17 protein-coding genes are annotated in these 18,425 nt (G+C 56.8%); 7 read left to right on the top strand and 10 right to left on the bottom strand.

Annotation, left to right across the window (positions count from 1 at the left end; genetic code table 11):
* From atpD to atpE, 6 genes are all read right to left on the bottom strand, one after another.
* Positions 1-1,449 (bottom strand): F0F1 ATP synthase subunit beta, encoded by a 1,449-nt coding sequence (gene atpD, locus Poly21_RS08300; protein WP_146406385.1) that lies wholly within the window; start codon positions 1,447-1,449, stop codon positions 1-3.
* 172 nt (positions 1,450-1,621) lie between these two features.
* Complete coding sequence (gene atpG / locus Poly21_RS08305) at positions 1,622-2,521, bottom strand: ATP synthase F1 subunit gamma (protein WP_146406386.1); 900 nt, start codon at positions 2,519-2,521, stop codon at positions 1,622-1,624.
* Between the two features lie 6 nt (positions 2,522-2,527).
* Complete coding sequence (gene atpA / locus Poly21_RS08310) at positions 2,528-4,045, bottom strand: F0F1 ATP synthase subunit alpha (protein WP_146406387.1); 1,518 nt, start codon at positions 4,043-4,045, stop codon at positions 2,528-2,530.
* A 123-nt stretch (positions 4,046-4,168) separates the two neighbouring features.
* Positions 4,169-4,789, bottom strand: a complete 621-nt coding sequence (atpH, locus tag Poly21_RS08315) for an ATP synthase F1 subunit delta (RefSeq protein ID WP_146406388.1) — start codon at positions 4,787-4,789, stop codon at positions 4,169-4,171.
* A 94-nt stretch (positions 4,790-4,883) separates the two neighbouring features.
* Positions 4,884-5,597, bottom strand: a complete 714-nt coding sequence (locus tag Poly21_RS08320) for a F0F1 ATP synthase subunit B (protein ID WP_146406389.1) — start codon at positions 5,595-5,597, stop codon at positions 4,884-4,886.
* Positions 5,598-5,698: 101 nt separating this feature from the next.
* Positions 5,699-5,953, bottom strand: a complete 255-nt coding sequence (gene atpE / locus Poly21_RS08325) for an ATP synthase F0 subunit C (RefSeq protein WP_146406390.1) — start codon at positions 5,951-5,953, stop codon at positions 5,699-5,701.
* A gap of 268 nt (positions 5,954-6,221) precedes the next feature.
* On the opposite strand from atpE, the gene Poly21_RS27255 reads away from it, so the two are divergent.
* Together Poly21_RS27255 and Poly21_RS08335 are read left to right on the top strand one after the other, a co-directional pair.
* On the top strand, positions 6,222-7,037 hold the full coding sequence (locus Poly21_RS27255) for a DinB family protein (protein WP_302118098.1): 816 nt from the start codon (positions 6,222-6,224) through the stop codon (positions 7,035-7,037).
* Between the two features lie 71 nt (positions 7,038-7,108).
* The gene (locus tag Poly21_RS08335) at positions 7,109-7,927 is read left to right on the top strand and encodes a class I SAM-dependent methyltransferase (protein ID WP_146406965.1); all 819 of its coding nucleotides are present in this window, start codon (positions 7,109-7,111) and stop codon (positions 7,925-7,927) included.
* 172 nt (positions 7,928-8,099) lie between these two features.
* Here the strand turns inward: Poly21_RS08335 and Poly21_RS08340 are convergent, their stop codons facing one another.
* The 4 genes from Poly21_RS08340 to deoC form a co-directional block, all read right to left on the bottom strand.
* The gene (locus tag Poly21_RS08340; RefSeq protein ID WP_146406391.1) at positions 8,100-8,303 is read right to left on the bottom strand and encodes a hypothetical protein; all 204 of its coding nucleotides are present in this window, start codon (positions 8,301-8,303) and stop codon (positions 8,100-8,102) included.
* 50 nt (positions 8,304-8,353) lie between these two features.
* The gene (locus tag Poly21_RS08345; RefSeq protein WP_146406392.1) at positions 8,354-9,595 is read right to left on the bottom strand and encodes a DUF1559 domain-containing protein; all 1,242 of its coding nucleotides are present in this window, start codon (positions 9,593-9,595) and stop codon (positions 8,354-8,356) included.
* 367 nt (positions 9,596-9,962) lie between these two features.
* Positions 9,963-11,429 carry a cardiolipin synthase gene (gene cls, locus Poly21_RS08350; RefSeq protein WP_146406393.1) on the bottom strand — a complete coding sequence of 489 codons (1,467 nt, stop codon included), beginning with the start codon at positions 11,427-11,429 and terminating at the stop codon, positions 9,963-9,965.
* A 34-nt stretch (positions 11,430-11,463) separates the two neighbouring features.
* Complete coding sequence (gene deoC / locus Poly21_RS08355) at positions 11,464-12,189, bottom strand: deoxyribose-phosphate aldolase (protein ID WP_146406394.1); 726 nt, start codon at positions 12,187-12,189, stop codon at positions 11,464-11,466.
* Positions 12,190-12,314: 125 nt separating this feature from the next.
* On the opposite strand from deoC, the gene Poly21_RS08360 reads away from it, so the two are divergent.
* From Poly21_RS08360 to Poly21_RS08380, 5 genes are all read left to right on the top strand, one after another.
* Positions 12,315-13,964 carry a DUF1598 domain-containing protein gene (locus Poly21_RS08360; protein WP_146406395.1) on the top strand — a complete coding sequence of 550 codons (1,650 nt, stop codon included), beginning with the start codon at positions 12,315-12,317 and terminating at the stop codon, positions 13,962-13,964.
* Between the two features lie 123 nt (positions 13,965-14,087).
* The gene (locus Poly21_RS08365) at positions 14,088-15,194 is read left to right on the top strand and encodes a DUF1570 domain-containing protein (RefSeq protein WP_146406396.1); all 1,107 of its coding nucleotides are present in this window, start codon (positions 14,088-14,090) and stop codon (positions 15,192-15,194) included.
* A gap of 289 nt (positions 15,195-15,483) precedes the next feature.
* Positions 15,484-16,746 carry a serine hydroxymethyltransferase gene (gene glyA, locus Poly21_RS08370; protein ID WP_146406397.1) on the top strand — a complete coding sequence of 421 codons (1,263 nt, stop codon included), beginning with the start codon at positions 15,484-15,486 and terminating at the stop codon, positions 16,744-16,746.
* Entirely contained in the window at positions 16,746-17,174 is a 429-nt protein-coding gene (locus Poly21_RS08375) for a response regulator (RefSeq protein ID WP_146406966.1), read from the top strand. The genes glyA and Poly21_RS08375 overlap by 1 nt, the downstream gene beginning before the upstream one ends.
* Before the next feature lie 22 nt (positions 17,175-17,196).
* On the top strand, positions 17,197-18,330 hold the full coding sequence (locus Poly21_RS08380; RefSeq protein ID WP_302118103.1) for a hypothetical protein: 1,134 nt from the start codon (positions 17,197-17,199) through the stop codon (positions 18,328-18,330).
* The last annotated feature ends 95 nt before the right edge of the window (positions 18,331-18,425 follow it).

Here is an 18,425-nt window from a genome sequence, read left to right on the forward strand (position 1 = left end):
TTATTTCGACTCCATCTTCTTGGCTTGCGCTTCGGCTTGTTCAATCGCGCCCACATACATGAAGGCTTGTTCGGGAAGGTGATCCCACTTGCCGTCGCAAATCTCCTCGAAGCTCCGAATGGTATCAGCCAGCGACGTGATTTCACCTGGCTTGCCGATGAAGACTTCGGCGACCAAGAACGGTTGGGACAGGAATCGCTCAATCCGGCGAGCCCGGTGCACGATTGTCTTGTCCTCTTCGCTGAGTTCATCAACGCCTAGAATTGCAATGATGTCCTGCAGTTCACGATAGCGTTGCAGGATCGTTTGCACGCGGCGAGCGATTGTATAGTGACGGTCGCCGACGTACTGCGGATCGAGGATCCGTGAGTTCGACGCCAATGGGTCGATCGCTGGATAGATGCCCTTCTCGGAGATTGAACGCTCAAGATAAATAAATGCATCGAGCTGGCCGAACGCCGTCGCTGGTGCGGGGTCGGTCGGATCGTCAGCGGGCACATAAACCGCTTGTACCGATGTGATAGCGCCTTTCTTGGTCGACGTGATCCGCTCTTGAAGAGCTCCCATTTCTGTCGCCAACGTAGGCTGATAACCCACTGCCGACGGCATCCGACCGAGCAGTGCAGATACTTCCGAACCAGCTTGCGAGAATCGGAAAATGTTGTCGACAAACAACAGTGTGTCGGCACCGGTGGTGTCGCGGAAATACTCAGCCATCGTCAGCGCTGACAGGGCGACACGAAGCCGCGAGCCGGGCGGCTCGTTCATTTGCCCGAACACCATGCAGGTCTGCTCGATGACCTTGCGACCGGTCGAACCGATTTCCGTGTCTTGCATTTCAAGCCACAGGTCGGTTCCTTCACGAGTCCGCTCGCCTACGCCTGCAAACACGGAGTAACCACCGTGACTACTCGCAATTCGAGCAATCAACTCTGTTAAAATAACGGTCTTGCCCAGTCCCGCACCACCGAACAACCCGGCTTTCCCACCGCGAACGAACGGGGTTAACAGGTCGACGACCTTAATTCCGGTTTCAAACAACTCGGTGTTCGTAGAGAGTTCGTTGAGCGGTGGTGCCTGACGGTGAATGGGCCAGTGATCGTCAGCCTCAACGGGGCCCCGTTTGTCAATCGGTTGACCGAGGACGTTGAACACGCGGCCGAGTGTCTTTTGGCCGACAGGCACTGTCACTGGCTTGCCGGTATCGACAACGTCCATGCCCCGCATCATGCCTTCGGTGCTACCCAGTGCGATCGCTCGGACGCGACTGCCACCGAGGTGCTGCTGGACTTCGCCAACGAGATCAATCTTGACGCCTTTATGTTCGCTGCGGATCGTCAAGGCGTTGTATATTTTCGGAAGCTGCCCTTCAGGGAATTCAGCATCGAACGTCGATCCGATGATCTGAGAGACACGACCGACGGCTTGGTTTTCAGTTGCAGTGGACATGGGAAACGCTCTTCGTAATTAGCTACTAGCTGCTAGCTATTAGCTACTAGCTCGGAAAATAAGGAATGGTACGGCCCCTAGAGGAGCGCTAAATTTATCAGTTGTCTCAAAACAGAAATCGTCGGTTGGAAAAGCTAACAGCGAGACCCTCATAGCTTCCCGCGAGCAAGCATTAGCCTTCCAATGCTTCGACTCCGCCGATGATTTCCATGATCTCGCCCGTAATCTGGCTCTGGCGAGCACGGTTGTAGGTCATCGAGAGTTGCTTAATCATGTCACCCGCACTTTCGGTCGCTCCCTTCATCGCGATCATCCGAGCAACTTGCTCGGACACGGCGGCATCGAGGAAGCACTTAAATAGTTTGACCTTGAAACTCGTTGGCACGACTTCCTCGAGAATGCTCTCGGCCGACGGCAGAAACTCGTATTGAGAATTCGTGCCAGCGGACAGTCCTGCATTTGACTCATCAGCGGACGTGTCATTCGCGATCGAACCGAGCGGGAGCAAGGTTTCGATCATCGCGACCTGTTTTGAAGTGCTTATGAATTTCGTGTAGATCACGTCGAGGCGATCAATTTTGCCCGTGATGTATTGTGCCAAGTAATCTTCTGCGATCTTCTCGACTTCGTTATAGGCTGGCTGATCTTCGAACTGCAAAAACCGCTTGTCGGTATCAACACCGCGGAATTTGAGTCCGTTGACGCCTCGCTTGCCCGATGCGTCGACGGTGACATTACCGATTTCGTCGTTGAGAGACCGAATATGGGGCATGGCGGTCCGCAACACGGACGCGTTGTAGCCGCCACACAGTCCTCGATTACTAGCCAGCACCAAAACACGCGAGGAGTTGATTTGATCGCGTTGTTCCAGCAGCGGATGCTGTACGTCAGTCCCTGCATCGGCAAGACGCTTGACAATTTTCGTGATTTGATCGGTATAAGCGGTCGCAGCCGCTGCCCGATCCATCGCTTTCTTGTAGCGAGCCGTAGCAATCAATTCCATTGTCCGCGTGATCTTGCGGATATTGCGGATTGATTTACGTCGCTTGTCGAGAGCACGTGCGTTGGCCATGGCCGATTACCTTTCGCCGCCTTGGTACATCGATTTGAATTCTTTCACTGCCGTGACAATCCGCTCGACTGCGTCATCTGTCAGTTCCGGCTTGTTAGTCAGGTCGCTGATCAGTGACTCGTGCTTGCTATGAACAAAGTCAAGCAATTCTCGCTCGAACCGCTGGACTTCTTTGACTGGCACATCGTCGAGCAGTCCGTTCGTTCCGGCATAAATGCTGATGACTTGCTCGGCCACCGAAAGTGGTTGATATTGGGGCTGCTTGAGCAACTCGACCATGCGGTAGCCTCGATCGAGTTCCTTTTGCGTCGCGGGATCCAGGTCCGTTCCCAACTGGGCAAACGCTTCGAGTGCACGGAACGCCGCGAGTTGCAATCGCAAACCACCGGAAACCTTTTTCATCGCTTTTGTCTGAGCTGCTCCGCCGACGCGAGAGACGCTAATCCCGGGGTTCATTGCCGGGCGAACGCCCGAGAAGAACAAGTCGGGTTGCACGTAGATCTGCCCATCGGTGATCGAGATCACGTTCGTGGGAATGTATGCGGAGACTTCACCTTCGAGTGTCTCGATGATTGGCAAACTCGTGATCGAGCCACCACCGAGTTCGTCCGACAGTTTCGAAGAACGTTCGAGCAACCGACTGTGACAGTAGAACACGTCACCAGGGTATGCTTCGCGACCCGGGGGTCGACGCATCAGCAAACTCATCTGGCGATAAGCGGTTGCTTGCTTAGACAAATCGTCATAGACGACCAGAGCGTGGCCACCGTTGAACATGAAGTGTTCAGCCATCGCAGTCCCAGCATAGGGAGCGATGTACTGCAACGGTGCTGGCGCCGATGCACCTGCGGCGATTACCGTGGTGTATTCCATCGCGCCGTATCGCTCAAGCACATCAACAACGCTAGCAACGGCAGAATCCTTTTGCCCAATCGCGACGTAGAAGCATTTAACGCCTTGGCCCTTTTGGTTCAGAATGGCGTCGATGGCGATGGCGGTCTTGCCGGTCTTGCGGTCACCGATGATCAACTCTCGTTGCCCACGGCCAATCGGCGTCATGGAATCGATCGCCTTGATACCGGTTTGCAGTGGCTCGGTAACCGGTTTGCGTTCCGCAACCCCAGTCGCGATGATTTCCACTGGACGGGTAACATCTGACTGCACAGGCCCTTTTCCATCGAGCGGGTTGCCGAGCGGGTCGAGCACGCGACCGACGACGGCGTCACCCGCAGGAACCGAAAGCAGGGTGCCAAGTGCTTTGACCTCGTCGCCTTCTTCGATGGTGAGGTAGTCGCCCAGGATAATGACCCCGACGCTATTTTCTTCAAGGTTGAAGGCGAGGCCGATCGATCCGTTTGGAAATTCGACCATCTCACCCGCCATGACGCCGGACAGACCGTAGACGCGGGCGATCCCGTCACCGACTTCCAAAACCGTACCGACTTCGCGGACATCGATCTTGCTGTCAAACTGTTCGATCTCGGCTTGCAAGACCGATGCGATTTCGTCGCTGTTGAATTTCACTGGACCGTACCGTTATTTTTCAATGATAAAGACGTTGAGGGGATATGTTTTAATGAGACAATATTTGCTGAGCACGCCCCAAAATCTCTCTGGAAGCACAGCGATGTTTAGGACCGAGGACGATCAGCTATCCATGAATCTACTTGACTGTTCGATCAGCTGACGAGCGAACCCTGCGGCGGCAGCATCACCGATCTTGTCCAGTCGGCTGGCTACCGATGAGTCGAAGACGGTGTCACCTACTCTGATGACGAGCCCGCCAATGATCCCGGGATCGACAACCTCGTTCAAGCGAACTGTTTTGCTGAAATACTGATTGAGCTGGTGATTGACGCTTTCGCGAAGATCCGCGGTCATCGGCACCGCCGTGCGAACCTCTGCAAGCAACCTGCCGGTAGCCTCATCGTACAGCTTGACAAGGGCATCGCGAGCGGCTCCCACATAGGCCAATCGATGCCGACCTGCCATCACCTTGAGGAATTTCAGCAGGGTTGGATGAGCGTCGGACAGCATGCGATCGAGAACGCGGCACTTCTCACTTGCATCAATGCGGGGGGATGCGAACGCGGCACGCAATTTCTCACTGTGTGCGAGCCCCTCGTCACATAACGCATTGAGCTCAGCGATCACCTGTTCGGTGGAACCCTCGGCCTGTGTCGCACTCAATAACGCCCGGGCATAAGTCTTACCGAGTTGTTCGGCACCGACATCGTGCGTAGTGGATTGAGAAACAGATTCGGACACGTCAGAGATCTCAGGGAGAAGGCTACGAAAAGTGTTGAACGTCTTTCCAACCGCGGGATCACACCCCGGATCGGCTAGACAAAAACTGGATCATTTAATTGTTACTGGGCAATCGTTGCATTGCCTGAGCGATCAGATCAGCGTGATCGTTTGGGGTCAACTCGCGACCGACCACTCCACGAGCCACCTGCATTGCCATGTCAGAAGTTCGCGTGGCGATATCCGCCATCGCAACCTTCTTGGCATTTTCGATGTCAGCGACTGCCCGCTCACGTTGGGTAGCAGCCTCCGCCTTTGCCTGCTCAACAATTCGCTGCCCACTGGCTTCGGCGTCACGCCGTGCCTCAGCGAGCATCGCGTGAGTCTGCTTAGCTGCCTCATCAAGCTTCGCCTGATATCCTGCCAAGATTGCCTGGGCCTCCGCGTTTGCTTTCTCAGCTAATTCTAGATCCTCGCGGATCTTGTCTTCGCGAGACTGCAAACCGCCCAAGACGCTGGGCCACACAAAGATCGACAGGACGGCAAGAACACAGACGAACACCACCAAGTTCCAGAATGCCGATCCGAAATCGAATGACAGGATGGGGGTTTTCGCTCGCTCACCGTGGGCATCGTCGCCCTCGTGAAGCTCGCCGTCAGCAGCGAGGTGCTCCGCTCCATCGCTATCCTCGGCCACGACTTCAGCATGGGCCAACGAAGGTGTTGCAACCATCGCGACACCCGCGAGACCGACTGTCAACAGTGCCGGACCCGACAACGCCGGGAGGCTCAAACAGGTCATCAGACAAAGGGCGAGAAAGCGTTTCATCGATCAGCTCAGTGACAAACATTCAAGACGGGAGTAACGAACCGGGGTGACCGCAGCCCACCACGGCACCATGAGTTCCAAGTCGCAGGCGAATCGCCGGACTAGGATCGGCAGAGCAGAATAAACACGAGTGCAATCACGGTCACACCTTCGATCAGTGCAGCCGCGATAATCATCGCTGTTTGGATGCGGCCGCCCGCTTCAGGCTGACGAGACATTGCGTCAACCGCGCTGCCACCGATGCGACCGATGCCGATACCGGCACCAACGATGATCAAACCGATACCAATACCGAGACCCATGCGTCCAAAGTCATTTGCGACAGACTGGGCCAAAATCATTGCCATTTCCAACATCTTCAAAGAGCTCCGTAAATTTTTGAGCGGGTAAAACAGGGGGTCAGTAGTTCAGGTAATCGATCGGAAAACATTCCGCTGCCGTCGAAAAACACGAAGGATAGTTCGATCAGCGTGTGGTGGAAGCCCCGCCCGAGATTCATGAGGAGGCCAAGCATAAGGAAAAGCGGTGGGGATCGTCGATGGGGCTAAGACGCTGAAATAGCCAAGAAATGCGTTTTCATGGAGGTTTTGACGCCAATGCGACAATATGTCACGGATCTAAGCCATGAAAGGGTTCCCACTGGCCTACAATACTCGCTTCGAAAATTTGCGTGGCATGCTGCGTCGCCCGCCCGAACCGGCGGATCCGCCGAGCGCTGCGGTGACAGTGTACTGGCGGTGGCGTCAACCATGGGTGTCGGGTTACAAACTGCCAGTTGAGAGCGTAATCGTTTCAGATTCCGCGATCCGTCGCCTCGTCGCTTCCCTAGTCCCCAATTACCGAGCCCAGCTCATGACCAGCAGTCCTCCTGACGATCCAGATTCCTCTAGTCCGACATCGAGGGAAAACGCAGTTCTGCTGCCCAGTGCCGAGGAAGCCGCCTTGATGCTGCGGGCTGCGATTGGGCAAATTGAATTTGCTCGACAGTACACGCTGCAACTGCTCGACGCGACTCCTCGTGAACGTTGGTACGAAATCCCACCGGGCAGTGTGACGAATATCGCCTGGCAGGTTGGTCACCTCGCCGTTAGTGAATACGGGCTGATGATGTTTCGCATCCGAGGGCGCCGTCCCGATGATTTGGACTTGATTCCCGGCCGGTTTCGCAAAACGTTCGGTCGAGGCAGTACTCCGCCGCAGTCCCCATCAGGTCACCCGAGCCCCACAGAGCTGCTGGGAAAGCTCAACGAAGTTCACCAGAACGCGATGAACGAAGTCGCAACCCTTGCACCGGAGGTGCTACTCGACGATGTTGAGATGCCCTACGCGGTTTATCCCTGCAAACTCGGTGCGATCCTATTCTGCCCGATGCATGAAACACTTCATGCGGGCCAGATCGGTGTGACCCGCCGCGGGTTGGGCCTGGAGCCCATTCGATGAGCGAGGACTTCGACGACCAACAGTGGACGACCGATAGCGCAGCGGTCGACGACGCGCAATCTCAACCGGGCATTCGGACTGTGGATGAGTCCATCTACGACCATCCAAAGTATTACGATTTAGTCTTTGGTGCCGATGTGGCCGCGGAGACCAAGTTTATCTTGGCATGCGAGCATACATTTGGTAGCGGCAAAGCGGGGTGGTACTTCGAACCCGCGTGCGGAACGGGGCGACTCATGTACGCGCTGGCTCGCCGTGGCCTGGACGTTTGCGGACTCGATCTCAATGAGAAAGCGGTTCGATTTTGTAACCAACGCCTGGAGCGGCATTCCCTTCCCGCTGCGGCAATCCACGCTGATATGTGCGACTTCACACGTCAAAGCTTTGCGGGAATTTTGCCAAAGTCGCGCAGCAAGTTTGGTCCCGTCAGTGTGGCATTCAATACGATCAACAGTTTTCGACACGTCGGCAGTGAAGCCGCAGCACGGGGGCACCTCGAGTGCATGGCCGACATTGTCCGGCCAGGGGGAATTTACTTGTTAGGCGTTCATTTAACCCCCACCTCGGTCCCGCCCAGTGAGACCGAAAGCTGGTCCGCCCGCCGGGGCCACTTGGCCATCAATACCCATATGTGGACGATCGACCGGGACAAGAAAAAACGCTTGGAGCAGTTTGGAATTCGCTTTGACGTTCACACCCCCAGCGGCAGCTTCCGCATTAACGATGTACTGCGTTTGCGTAGCTATACACCGTTGCAGATGCAACGTTTGATCGATGCGAGCGGCAAGTGGGAAAGCGTCGCCACCTACGACTTCTGCTATGACATTGATGATCCAATCACGGTGGACGCCGCAACCGAAGACGTCGTCTATGTGCTCCGCAGGCGTTAGTGCATCGAGGGCGAGACCCGTGTTCCGCCCTCGATGACGTGCAGATTTCGACGAAGTCCCTGCTGGCAGCAATTCGGCATGCATCAGCCGCGGATTGCTAGCTCACAACTCGTGAACACCGCGCGCGATCACGTTGCCCGCGACGCGCACGTGCCTAGCAGTAGCAGGATCGCTACTTATAGCGGTCCTCGTAACTCTCATCCTTCTCTTCCATCTGCTTGTTGTAGTCTTCCATCTCCTGTTCATCCATTGTTCCATCACCAGGCTCCACGACCGTATTGCCAGAGGAACCGCAGCCGGAAAGAGGGATGGCTGAGAGCGATAGAAACAACAGCAAGAAGAAGGGACGAGAAGCGGAAGCAAGTAGTTTCATCATCGTGTTTAAAATCACTTTAAAGTTAGGAAGTTAGAGAGGCCAGCGGCCAGTTAAAACGGCAGATCCACAACTTCTTTGCCGTTGCGAGTCCCCATCGCACCCCAGATACCGTATGGCGATGGGGAGCCGGGTTTGTTGTTCTGCCAAATCACCTGGGCATGTTGATTTCCAGAGTCAACGCTATCGGTGATGAACTTGACCGCACCATCACCCATGACGACCTGCACGCCACCCTGGTGGTAGCTGCTAGGGGGAGCAACGGTCCAAGCTGAGTCCGAGCGGTTCGGCATCACTAATTCGCCGTTAGGAGGCAGAATCGTCGTGACGACTGAGTAAATGTAGGCAGCGTCTGCCCAGCGGAATCCGCGTCCATAGCCAGAGTTCAAGCCCTCCACGATGGTGTCGGTGCTGGGGTCCCAAAACTGGGGCCGCTCGGGATCTTTTGCTCCGGTGGTTTGTGCCCAGCCGGGATCGTTGCCGAGTGGCACAAAGCCAGGACCGACAGCAGCGTCGGTGGTCGTACGTCGCGGATCGACGTGCGTGGCCATTTCGGCCAGCATCAGCGTGTTGCTCAGTCCATCGGTGACATCGCGAAACTGCATTGCCGGTCGTGACCGCCCATTGCCGAGCCCCTGCATGCCGTTGACGGCAGATCGGAAAACGAAAAAGCCTCGCAGTGAGGCGTTGGAATGAATGGCTCGACCTTGGTTCTCATGATAAAAACCGCCGGTAGCCGACAGTGGTCCCGCATCACCGTAATGCAATCCGTCTCCGTAGCTACAGGCGTAGTTTGATCGTCCCATCGCGGGCAATCCTCGACCCGGGTCGCTCGGGCAACGATAGGCACCGATATCCGTCATCCAGGGGGTGTAGTTTCGGTCCCAAGCCCGCGGCCCCATCGCAGGGAAGTTGATGGTGCCATCGCCGTCGGAATCCATTGGATTGGAGATCTGCTGCCACAGCGCTTGCTGCTCGATATACGGCAGAATCGGTATCAGCCAGCTAATCCGGCGACCATTTCCATTGTTGCTATTGGACGTAATCTGGCCGCCTGCCTTGTTGTCCGTGCCGCCACCATTGACAGGCAATTTGTTAAACGCACTGTGATAATTATGCACAGCCAACCCCAGCTGTTTCATGTTGTTACTGCAACTCATGCGGCGAGCCGCTTCCCGGGCCGCTTGCACGGCAGGCAGCAGCAGGCCCACCAAGACTCCAATGATTGCAATCACCACTAGCAGTTCGACTAGGGTGAAGCCGCGTCGCCCGCGGCGTTGACTCTGAAAGACCATTTAAAAACCCTCAGCTGGAAAGTAAGAAAAGACACACAGCCCAAAACGACCTGTGATCAGCTTTGTGAACGTGCCGCTAACCGGAAGGCTGGCGACTCGTCTGCAAAGATTGTTGCGGAAAATTGCCTCAGTGTCAAATTTTTGTGAGGTACATTTTTACTCAGCGTGCGTTCTAGGACGCGGAGAGATACGTAAGCAGGCTAGGGGATTGCCCCGTGACGCCACATCCGCCCCCGATTTGTGAGGCGTAACGGGACACGACGGGGCAGGTGAGGATGCAAGCATCCCGCCCGTGCGGACAGTGCTTGCCGAGCTCCCCTGGCTCGGAAGATGCTGGCCAGGTGCCGCAGGGGGTTGCGCGCAATCGCTACAAAAGCGGGCTGACGAGCCGGAGTGTGTTTTCCAGAAATCGCGGTAAGAATGACCGCGCGCCCCATTGCTCAGACTGCAGGAGATCCGAGTCGTTAATGTAAGACTGCTGAAGGTCTCGCAACTCGACGGCGAATTCAGCGTTGTAAACGAACAATGCGACCTCGTAATTCAACCACAGACTCCGCATGTCCAAATTGACGGTGCCAAACATCGCCATCGTGCCATCGACCATGATCGACTTGGTGTGCAGAAGTCCGCCTCGGTACAAGTAGAGTTGCACACCGACATCGATCAGCTCGTCGTAATATGAGCGGCTGGCGTAGCGAGTCAGCAGTGAGTCCACTTTTTCAGGCATGATCAGAGATACTCGCACGCCGCGACCGGCCGCACCGCGGACAGCGCGAAGCAGGGAGTCATCGGGCACAAAGTATGGGGTCGTCATGATCAGTTCGTGCTGCGCAGCGTTGATCAATCCAAGCAGCATCTGCAGGAGACCATCGGCAGTTTCGCCGGGACCTGAAGGGACGATCTGCATGTCGACGTGGCCATCGGGTTCGATCAACCGAACACCGGAGTCTGCGATGAGGTGATGGATTGATTTTCCAGTTTCCACCATCCAGTCACCAAGCATCGTCGCCGCCAACGGAGCGACCGCCGCGCCGTGCAACCGCACCATCGCATCGACCCATTGCCCCACCCCGGAATCTTGTTTGAAAAATCGGGGGTCGACCAGGTTCATACTGCCGGTCCACGCGACGTTTCCATCAATTACAACAATCTTGCGATGTAGTCGCAGGTCAGTGCGCCCGACCAGCGTGCGGAAGATCCCCACCGGGAGTGCCTGGCATAGCTCAACACCAGCGGCGCGAAGACGTGCGGGCTGAGGCCCTCTCCACCATGGCCGCGCGCCAAGTGCGTCGATCAAAATCTGGCAATGCACCCCTCGCTGAGCGGCCTCGATCACGGCTTCGAGTACTTCATCGGCGGCTCCGCCTTCATTCCAAATGTAGAACTCCATCAACACGCTCTGGCGTGCGGATTTCACGTCATGCGCAATGGCAGCGAGCATCTCCTGCGTATCGGAAAACAATTCGAATCGGCTGCCGCAAACTGTGGGGCTGCCGATGCTGGATCGCCCGAGATTATCCAGACCCTGCGCCGCAACGGGCAGGCGATCCCAGCGGACATCGGTCAGTCGCTGAGCGATGGCCACGTCGCCAATCTCCCGGAAACTCTTCGTTAGGCTGGCAATTCGCGACGCGCGGCGTTTCCCGATGCGACGTTCGCCGATCAGTAGGTAAAGCGTGATCCCTGCGGCCGGCAACAGGGCGACAATCAGAATCCAAGCCAATGCCACTCCCGTTGCGGGCCGGGCCATGATGATTCTTACCAATACTGCTAATACGGTTACCGCATGTGCGATGGCGAGTAGGTTGGCAGGGCGAAGTAACCAGTCGAGCATTACAAAACTTTGATTTGAGGTTCTCGATATCCGCTTAATAGTCCGCCGGTGCCGACTGCGCTGCGATCTTGATCGCCGGAAGTCCCAGTTGATTGCGCAGTGGGTCGAGGATCTCCCGCGTGCGGCTGGCACCACAGCGAGTCACACCGAGTTCGCGCACCGCTTGCAACCCGGCGAGATCACGCACGCCTCCCGCCGCCTTAATTTGGACGTGCGGTGCGGCCCAACGACGCATCAAGCGTAGGTCCTCGTGAGTTGCACCACCGCTGCCGAACCCTGTGGATGTTTTGATCCAATCGGCATTGAGCTCCGAACATATTTGGCAGAGTCGCACCTTCTGCTCGTCACTAAGATAACAGTTTTCAAAAATCACCTTGATCTTCCGATCGATCTGATGGGCGACGTCAATCACCGCAGCGATGTCGTCGGTTACCTCGCCCCAACAACCACTGATAACACTGCTAATGTTGACCACCATGTCGAGTTCCTGGCATCCATCGGCGAGGGCGCGCGTTGCCTCGGCCCGCTTAATTGCAGTGGTATTCACGCCCAGCGGAAATCCGATGACCGTCGATGTTTTCACTGTCGATCCGCGGAGGAGGTCGGCACAGCGCGTCACGTAGCAGGGCATGATGCAAACACTGGCAACGTCGTAGGCACGGGCCAGTTCAATGCCCGCGTCGACTTCGGTAGCGCTGAGGTGGGGCGCCAGCAGGGCGTGGTCGATCATCTTGGCAAGTTCGATGTACTGGGCGTTCATGAAAGGTGATTTCAGACAGAATTGTGGAAGGTTTGCGCCAAGCCTCTGATATACTAGCGAGGCGTGAGCCCACCGTCGTGGTGAGCCTCACGACTTTTCTGCTTGGGTCCGATGGGGGGACTGTGATGCGTCGACTTTTGTCCAAACCAGTTTTTTGTGCATGCATGTTGGTTGGGGCGGCCCTCTCCGGAAACGTCGGTGGTCAGCCGCCCGTCGTCCATTCTCCCGGTGGCGGAGCGGATTTTGCCGGGGATGTGGGCCATTTTGGAGACGCTGTTGGCAACGCGAATGTCGCTGGCAATGCGGGTGGCGGGTCGATGGCGGATTTCGGATCGTTGATGAATCTCGTGCAAACAACGGTGGAACCGGATTCGTGGGAAGCTCTCGGTGGAGTCGGTACGATGGCCCCGTATCCGCAGGGTGTGATTGTCGACCCCAGCGGCTTGCTACGTGAGATCGACACACAGCACGTGAGTCAGGATGACCATGAGGCTGCGATTGCAGCACTGCTCACGCAACCGCCGGCAGATGGTGATGTGGCGTCTGATGAAGACGATTGGCGTGCTCCCGCGCGAATTCGCTGCGTCTCGGTCCGCCGCATGATGCAGGCGCTCGCGGGGCGGGCACTCCAACAACAGACGTTGGTGCGGAGCACCGATGGCGCGGCTTTGCCAGATTCAACTCGCGCCGATGCGTCACTGGAGGCCTTTCGGTCCATGGCGGGACTCTCGCGAGTCGTCGTCGTGATGGTGACGCACGATGACCTGATCGTAGCTGGTCCTGTCGCAGGGTTCGATGACGTCGACGGGTGGCTGCTGGATCGCAAGTCAGGTCTGCCTCCGATCAGCTTGGTGTCGCTGGCGACGGGCGTGAAAGCTGCTCGTAGCCGCACGCCCTACGGTTGCACGATCGATCCAACCACCGAGGGCTTGCAGGCGGCCGCCACTCTGGGGCAACAGATTGTTGCCGGTGGGATTCCGATGTCCCGCGCTGCCGATCAGCTCGCCTCCGCCCTGGGGCGACAAAACATCAGTGTGTTTGGCATGACCGCTTCAAACGAAGTCGCCTACACGATGGTGGAAGCGGATCGACATATGAAGCGACTGGCCCTCGGAATCGAGCCGTTGCCCAATCGCGTCCGCAACTACTTGCAAATGGTTTCATCAACTGGCGATGGCACGCCGCCCACGGACCTACTCTTGCGGCTGTGGTTCACCACTCGCGCTCTCGATGTCCGTGCCAGTGAAGTTGATGGCGATCGAATTGTGCAGCTCGCTGGCACTCCCATTCGGCTCAGCGGCGAGAATGAACGCGCCCAGCTCGATGGTGCTCGAGGGAACCGTGTCATCGACCCAGCGTCGCTGGCATTCGTGGACCACTTCAATCAGAATTGGGGAAGTATCCGAGCGAAATATCCCATTTACGGAGCACTGGAATCGGTATACATGGCTACCGCCATCAGCGAACTGTGGAAGCGCACGGCGATGAACTCTGACCATGAGACGTTACAGCGTGCGGTCATGTATTTCGCTGCCGAGCAAGCACCCACGCTGCTGCCACCACGCCAAGTCGATTCCATTGCAGTACTGCACCGTTACCAGCGCGGGCGGAAAAAGCATCAGGTGCTGATGGCCAGCGGCGGGGTCGAAATCACATCCGGCGATCTCGTGCCACTCAAGATCGGTGATTATCCCGGGCTCCGATCGTTTGCTAAAATTCGTGATGGGCGACCCGCCGACCGTTGGTGGTGGAACGGCCAGCTCGATAAGCGTTGAGCGTGGAGTTTGCCTGCAACTCCCTGCCCTGGGGGTGATCGACCGGTATAATGAATACGTGCGTCGGGTGCTTTCATCCGACGCATCATTTTTATTTACTATCTTCAGTTCGTATCGGTCTGCATGCTTTCGCAACGTCACCTACCGGAAGTGCTCACGCTGGCGTCTCTTCTGTTGCTCTCCCCAAGTGTCCTGGGGCGAAATGCCGCGGCAGAGCAATTTGTTTTCCGGGATCTGGTCGACGGTCAGGTCACTGGCGAGAAACATGTCGTCAATGGGGAAGCCGTCGTGGAAGCGGTCGATGGCGGGGTGTTGGTGTGCGCCGATGATGGCCGCATTTGGACGATCCAGCCCGATCAGATCACCCATCGGGAACCGGGACCGCCGCCGCCGGCGATCAGCCAGGACGAGATTGAGCGTCGGATGCTCGAGGAGCTGCCCAGCGGTTTTGCCGCTTTCCGAACGGCTCACTATGTGATCCTGCATCAAGGTAATATCGAGTATGCGCGTGATGTCGCGATGCTCTTTGAGTCGCTCTACCGAGCATTCTTTGCCTACTGGAAAAACCAGCGCGTCGATCTCGAGGTTCCCAAATATCCTCTCGTGGCTGTTGTGCTGCGGGACCGCGATGAATTCGTCAAACACGCCAGTGCGGAGATTGGGGATACCGCGGCCAATGTGATCGGATACTACCATCTCGCCAGCAACCAGATGACGACCTACCGGGTACCGAACATCGAGCGCAACATCGCGACGATTATCCATGAGGCCACTCATCAACTCGCCTATAATTGCGGCCTGCAGACCCGATTCGCAGACAATCCGATGTGGGTTAGCGAAGGGCTGGCAATGTTTTTTGAGTCACCCGATCTGAGTAATCCTCGCGGCTGGCGCGGAGTCGGGAGAATCAATCAAGTTAACTTGATGCGATGGCGTAAGTATCAATCGTCGCGACCCAGCGACTCGCTTGTCACGATGTTCGCCGATGACTCTCGATTCCGGTCCGCCGCCACCGCAGAAGACGCCTACGGCGAGTCATGGGCGTTCACTTACTTTGCCCTGCGGACAATGAAACAGCAGTACATCGACTACTTGCAGCAACTCAGCAAGATCAAGGCGCTCGAGGAGCTGACAGGTCGCGAGCGGATTGAGATGATCGAGTCAGCGTTCGGAATGACCATTGCCGAACTCGATGAAAAATTCGTCACTTACATGCGCCGCGTGCGGTGAGCGAACTTCGCCAAGGCCTGGCTAATCATGGTTCCCCTGCTCGGAGCCTGATTTGGTGTCTGTCGGCCGGGGCTTTCGACGTGACGCAATAGTGTGACGCACCGAAAGACCTGAGCACTCAGTTTGCCTTGTGGAAGGCCCGCCGCGGTGGCACGAACCGAGGCAGCGGTCGGACGACAAGGGTGTTTTTTTGTCGTCATTGACGCTGGCGGGTGTGGCGTCGACAATCAGACTTTCGTTTGGCCCCTGTTGAAGCCGCCCAGCCCCAAAAAAACAGCAAAAACACGCGATGAGCACGATTGAGTCCCAAGATCCCGTCCTGTGGGAAGCCATGCAATCCGAAGCCGCCCGTCAGCAAGACGGTTTGGAGATGATTGCCAGCGAGAATTACACCAGCCAGGCCGTCATGGAAGCGGCAGGTAGCGTGTTGACCAACAAGTACGCCGAGGGGTATCCGGGCCGGCGATACTACGGTGGTTGTGAATATGTCGACGTCGTCGAATCGCTCGCCCTCGATCGAGCCAAGGAACTGTTCGGTGCTGAGGCGGCAAACGTGCAGCCGCACAGCGGCTCGCAGGCGAATGCTGCGGTCTATTTGGCAGCTTTGGAAGTGGGCGACACCGTGCTGGGATTGGACCTGGCCCAAGGGGGGCACCTGACCCACGGGATGAAGCTCAACATGAGCGGTCGGCTCTATAATTTCGTTAGCTACGGCGTGGACGAAGAACATCATCGATTGGACTTCGATCAAATCGCAAAACTTGCTCGCCAACACAAACCCAAATTGATTGTCGCTGGGGCGAGTGCGTACCCGCGCGAAATCCCGCACGCGAAGTTCAAAGAGATCGCGGACGAAGTTGGTGCCAAACTGCTTGTCGACATGGCGCACTACGCCGGACTCGTCGCCGCCAAGATCCACGACAATCCAGTGCCACTGGCCGATTATGTCACCACAACAACCCACAAGACCCTGCGTGGTCCTCGCGGTGGTCTGATTCTCTGCAAGTCGGAGCATCTGCCGCTGGTCAACCGCAACGTGTTCCCCGGCACCCAGGGTGGACCGTTGATGCATGTTATCGCGGGGAAAGCGATTTGTTTTGCTGAAGCGATGACGGACGCCTATCGCGTTTATGGCCAGGCTGTTGTTGATAATGCGAAGACGCTCGCCGACACCTTGACCTCAGCCGGATTGCGTCTGGTCAGTGGTGGCACGGACAATCACCTGATGCTCGTCGACGTGACGACGGTGGGACTGGGAGGTAAACAAGCCGAAGCCGTTTTGGATGCCTGTGGTATCACTGTTAATATGAACATGATCCCATTCGACCAACGCAAACCAATGGACCCATCGGGCATTCGAATTGGTACCCCCGCACTGACGACACGAGGCATGGGCACCACGGAGATGCAGCGTATTGGCAAGTGGATCCAACAATCGCTCAGTAAGCCTGAGGACGCGGGGCTGCACCAGTCGATCCGTGGCGAGATTCGCGACATGTGTGTTAATTTCCCAGTACCAGCGGCAGCCGGTCAAACCTGTGGTGTGGCATGATGAGTAGACGTATTTTAATCGCGGACGATAACGCGGCTAATCGCGAATTGCTCGAAGCCTACTTGGTGCGTGTGGACTGCGAACTCGAAACCGCTGTCGACGGCGCCGATACGCTGGACAAGGTGGAATCGTTTCAACCCGATTTGATTTTGCTCGACGTGATGATGCCGCGACTGAGCGGATTCGAGGTCTGCAAACAGATCAAAGAAAATCCCGCCACCAGCCAAATCATGATCCTGATGGTGACAGCACTGAGTGAACTGGGGGATATCGAGCGCGCCGTGACCGCGGGGACAGATGATTTCCTCAGCAAACCTGTCAACCGAATTGAACTGGTTAAACGCGTCGAAAATATGCTGAAGCTTAAGGGCACTACTGACGAACTCGAACGACTTCGACAGTACATTCAAGAAATGGAAGAACGGTAGGGTGCTCGAATCGCTGTGCCTGATGCCTCCGAAAATTGGGCAGGTTCGTCGCGGAATTTCACCTGCGCCGGCCGACATGCTGCTCACGCGGCGGGTCGGGGCTCCGATTCTGTTTCCTTCGCCTTTGTTCTGGGATTCACCGCCCTGGCATACCTGGCCACCCATCGTGGCCGAGGCCATCTTTCTCGCGATGCAGTCGCGAGGGCTGCTCGTTTCCGCCCTCGAAAGTGAGTTGGGACGGACAGAGGACATCGACCAGACCTCGACCGAATCCAGTGCGCGCGCGAGCGTCTCCGACACGCAAGCGCCTTTGAATAGGAAATCATCGCCGCAAGACCCAACCGATAGCGAGCTGGGCATTCCACGCATGTTGCCCTATCGAAACGAGCGCTACGGTCTTGCGGATGTTGACTTTGATCATGCCATGGTCGTGGACATGCAGCTGTCGCCGCGGCGTGATCATTCGGGACGGTTCGCCTACTCCGCGATGCAGCTCGGACGCTGGGAAGCCACCCCGGCAGACCAACCGCTCTCCGGTGGCGGTTGGATCCCAGCGATGACCCTGCCACCAGACGTCTCCAGTCTCGATCGGCTCAGTTCCAAGGTTGCCCAATTGCGAGTGCTCGCCCCTGATGCTGCGATCGTCCTGAGCGTGACACCGGAATGGATCGATGACCATCTGGCTGATCTCATCGCTGCGGGCCCGGATGCCATTCTGATCCGGCTAGGGCAAATCCGCATGGCAGGTATTGCGTTCGCTCAATTCACCCGCAGACTGCTCACGCGCGTCGAAACAATCCAGAAGGTTCCGATTTGGCTCGCCCCGCCGAAGTCATTGGCAAAGCACCCTCTGAGTGTTTCGGATTCCATCAAGACGATCGCACTGGGCGTGTCTGCCATCGCGGTGGACAGTTGGCTCGAAGAGGTTCTCGAGGAGTTTGATGAGATTGCTGCCCCCTCCGCGTTCAGCGCCGACCCGTTACGCACCGTGACTGCGGAAGTCGAAGAAATACTATCGCGGCGTCTCGATCCGGATCTCGAACACTTCGCTGGATTACTATCGACGCTCGTCCATGAACAACCACGCGACCTGTTAGGGACGTTTGATCCCGAGATTGCACAGCTGCTCGATTTGCCTTGCATCGGCCGATTGTAGTGAGTCGCCGCTCTCCCTCAGAATGCAGAGACCTGCACGCGCACGATTCATCCGCCAAGATTTTGCGGAACACGGGCTCACGATCACTCAGTTTT

It is taken from the genome of Allorhodopirellula heiligendammensis (assembly GCF_007860105.1).
In the GTDB taxonomy this organism is placed as follows: Bacteria; Planctomycetota; Planctomycetia; order Pirellulales; family Pirellulaceae; genus Rhodopirellula; species Rhodopirellula heiligendammensis.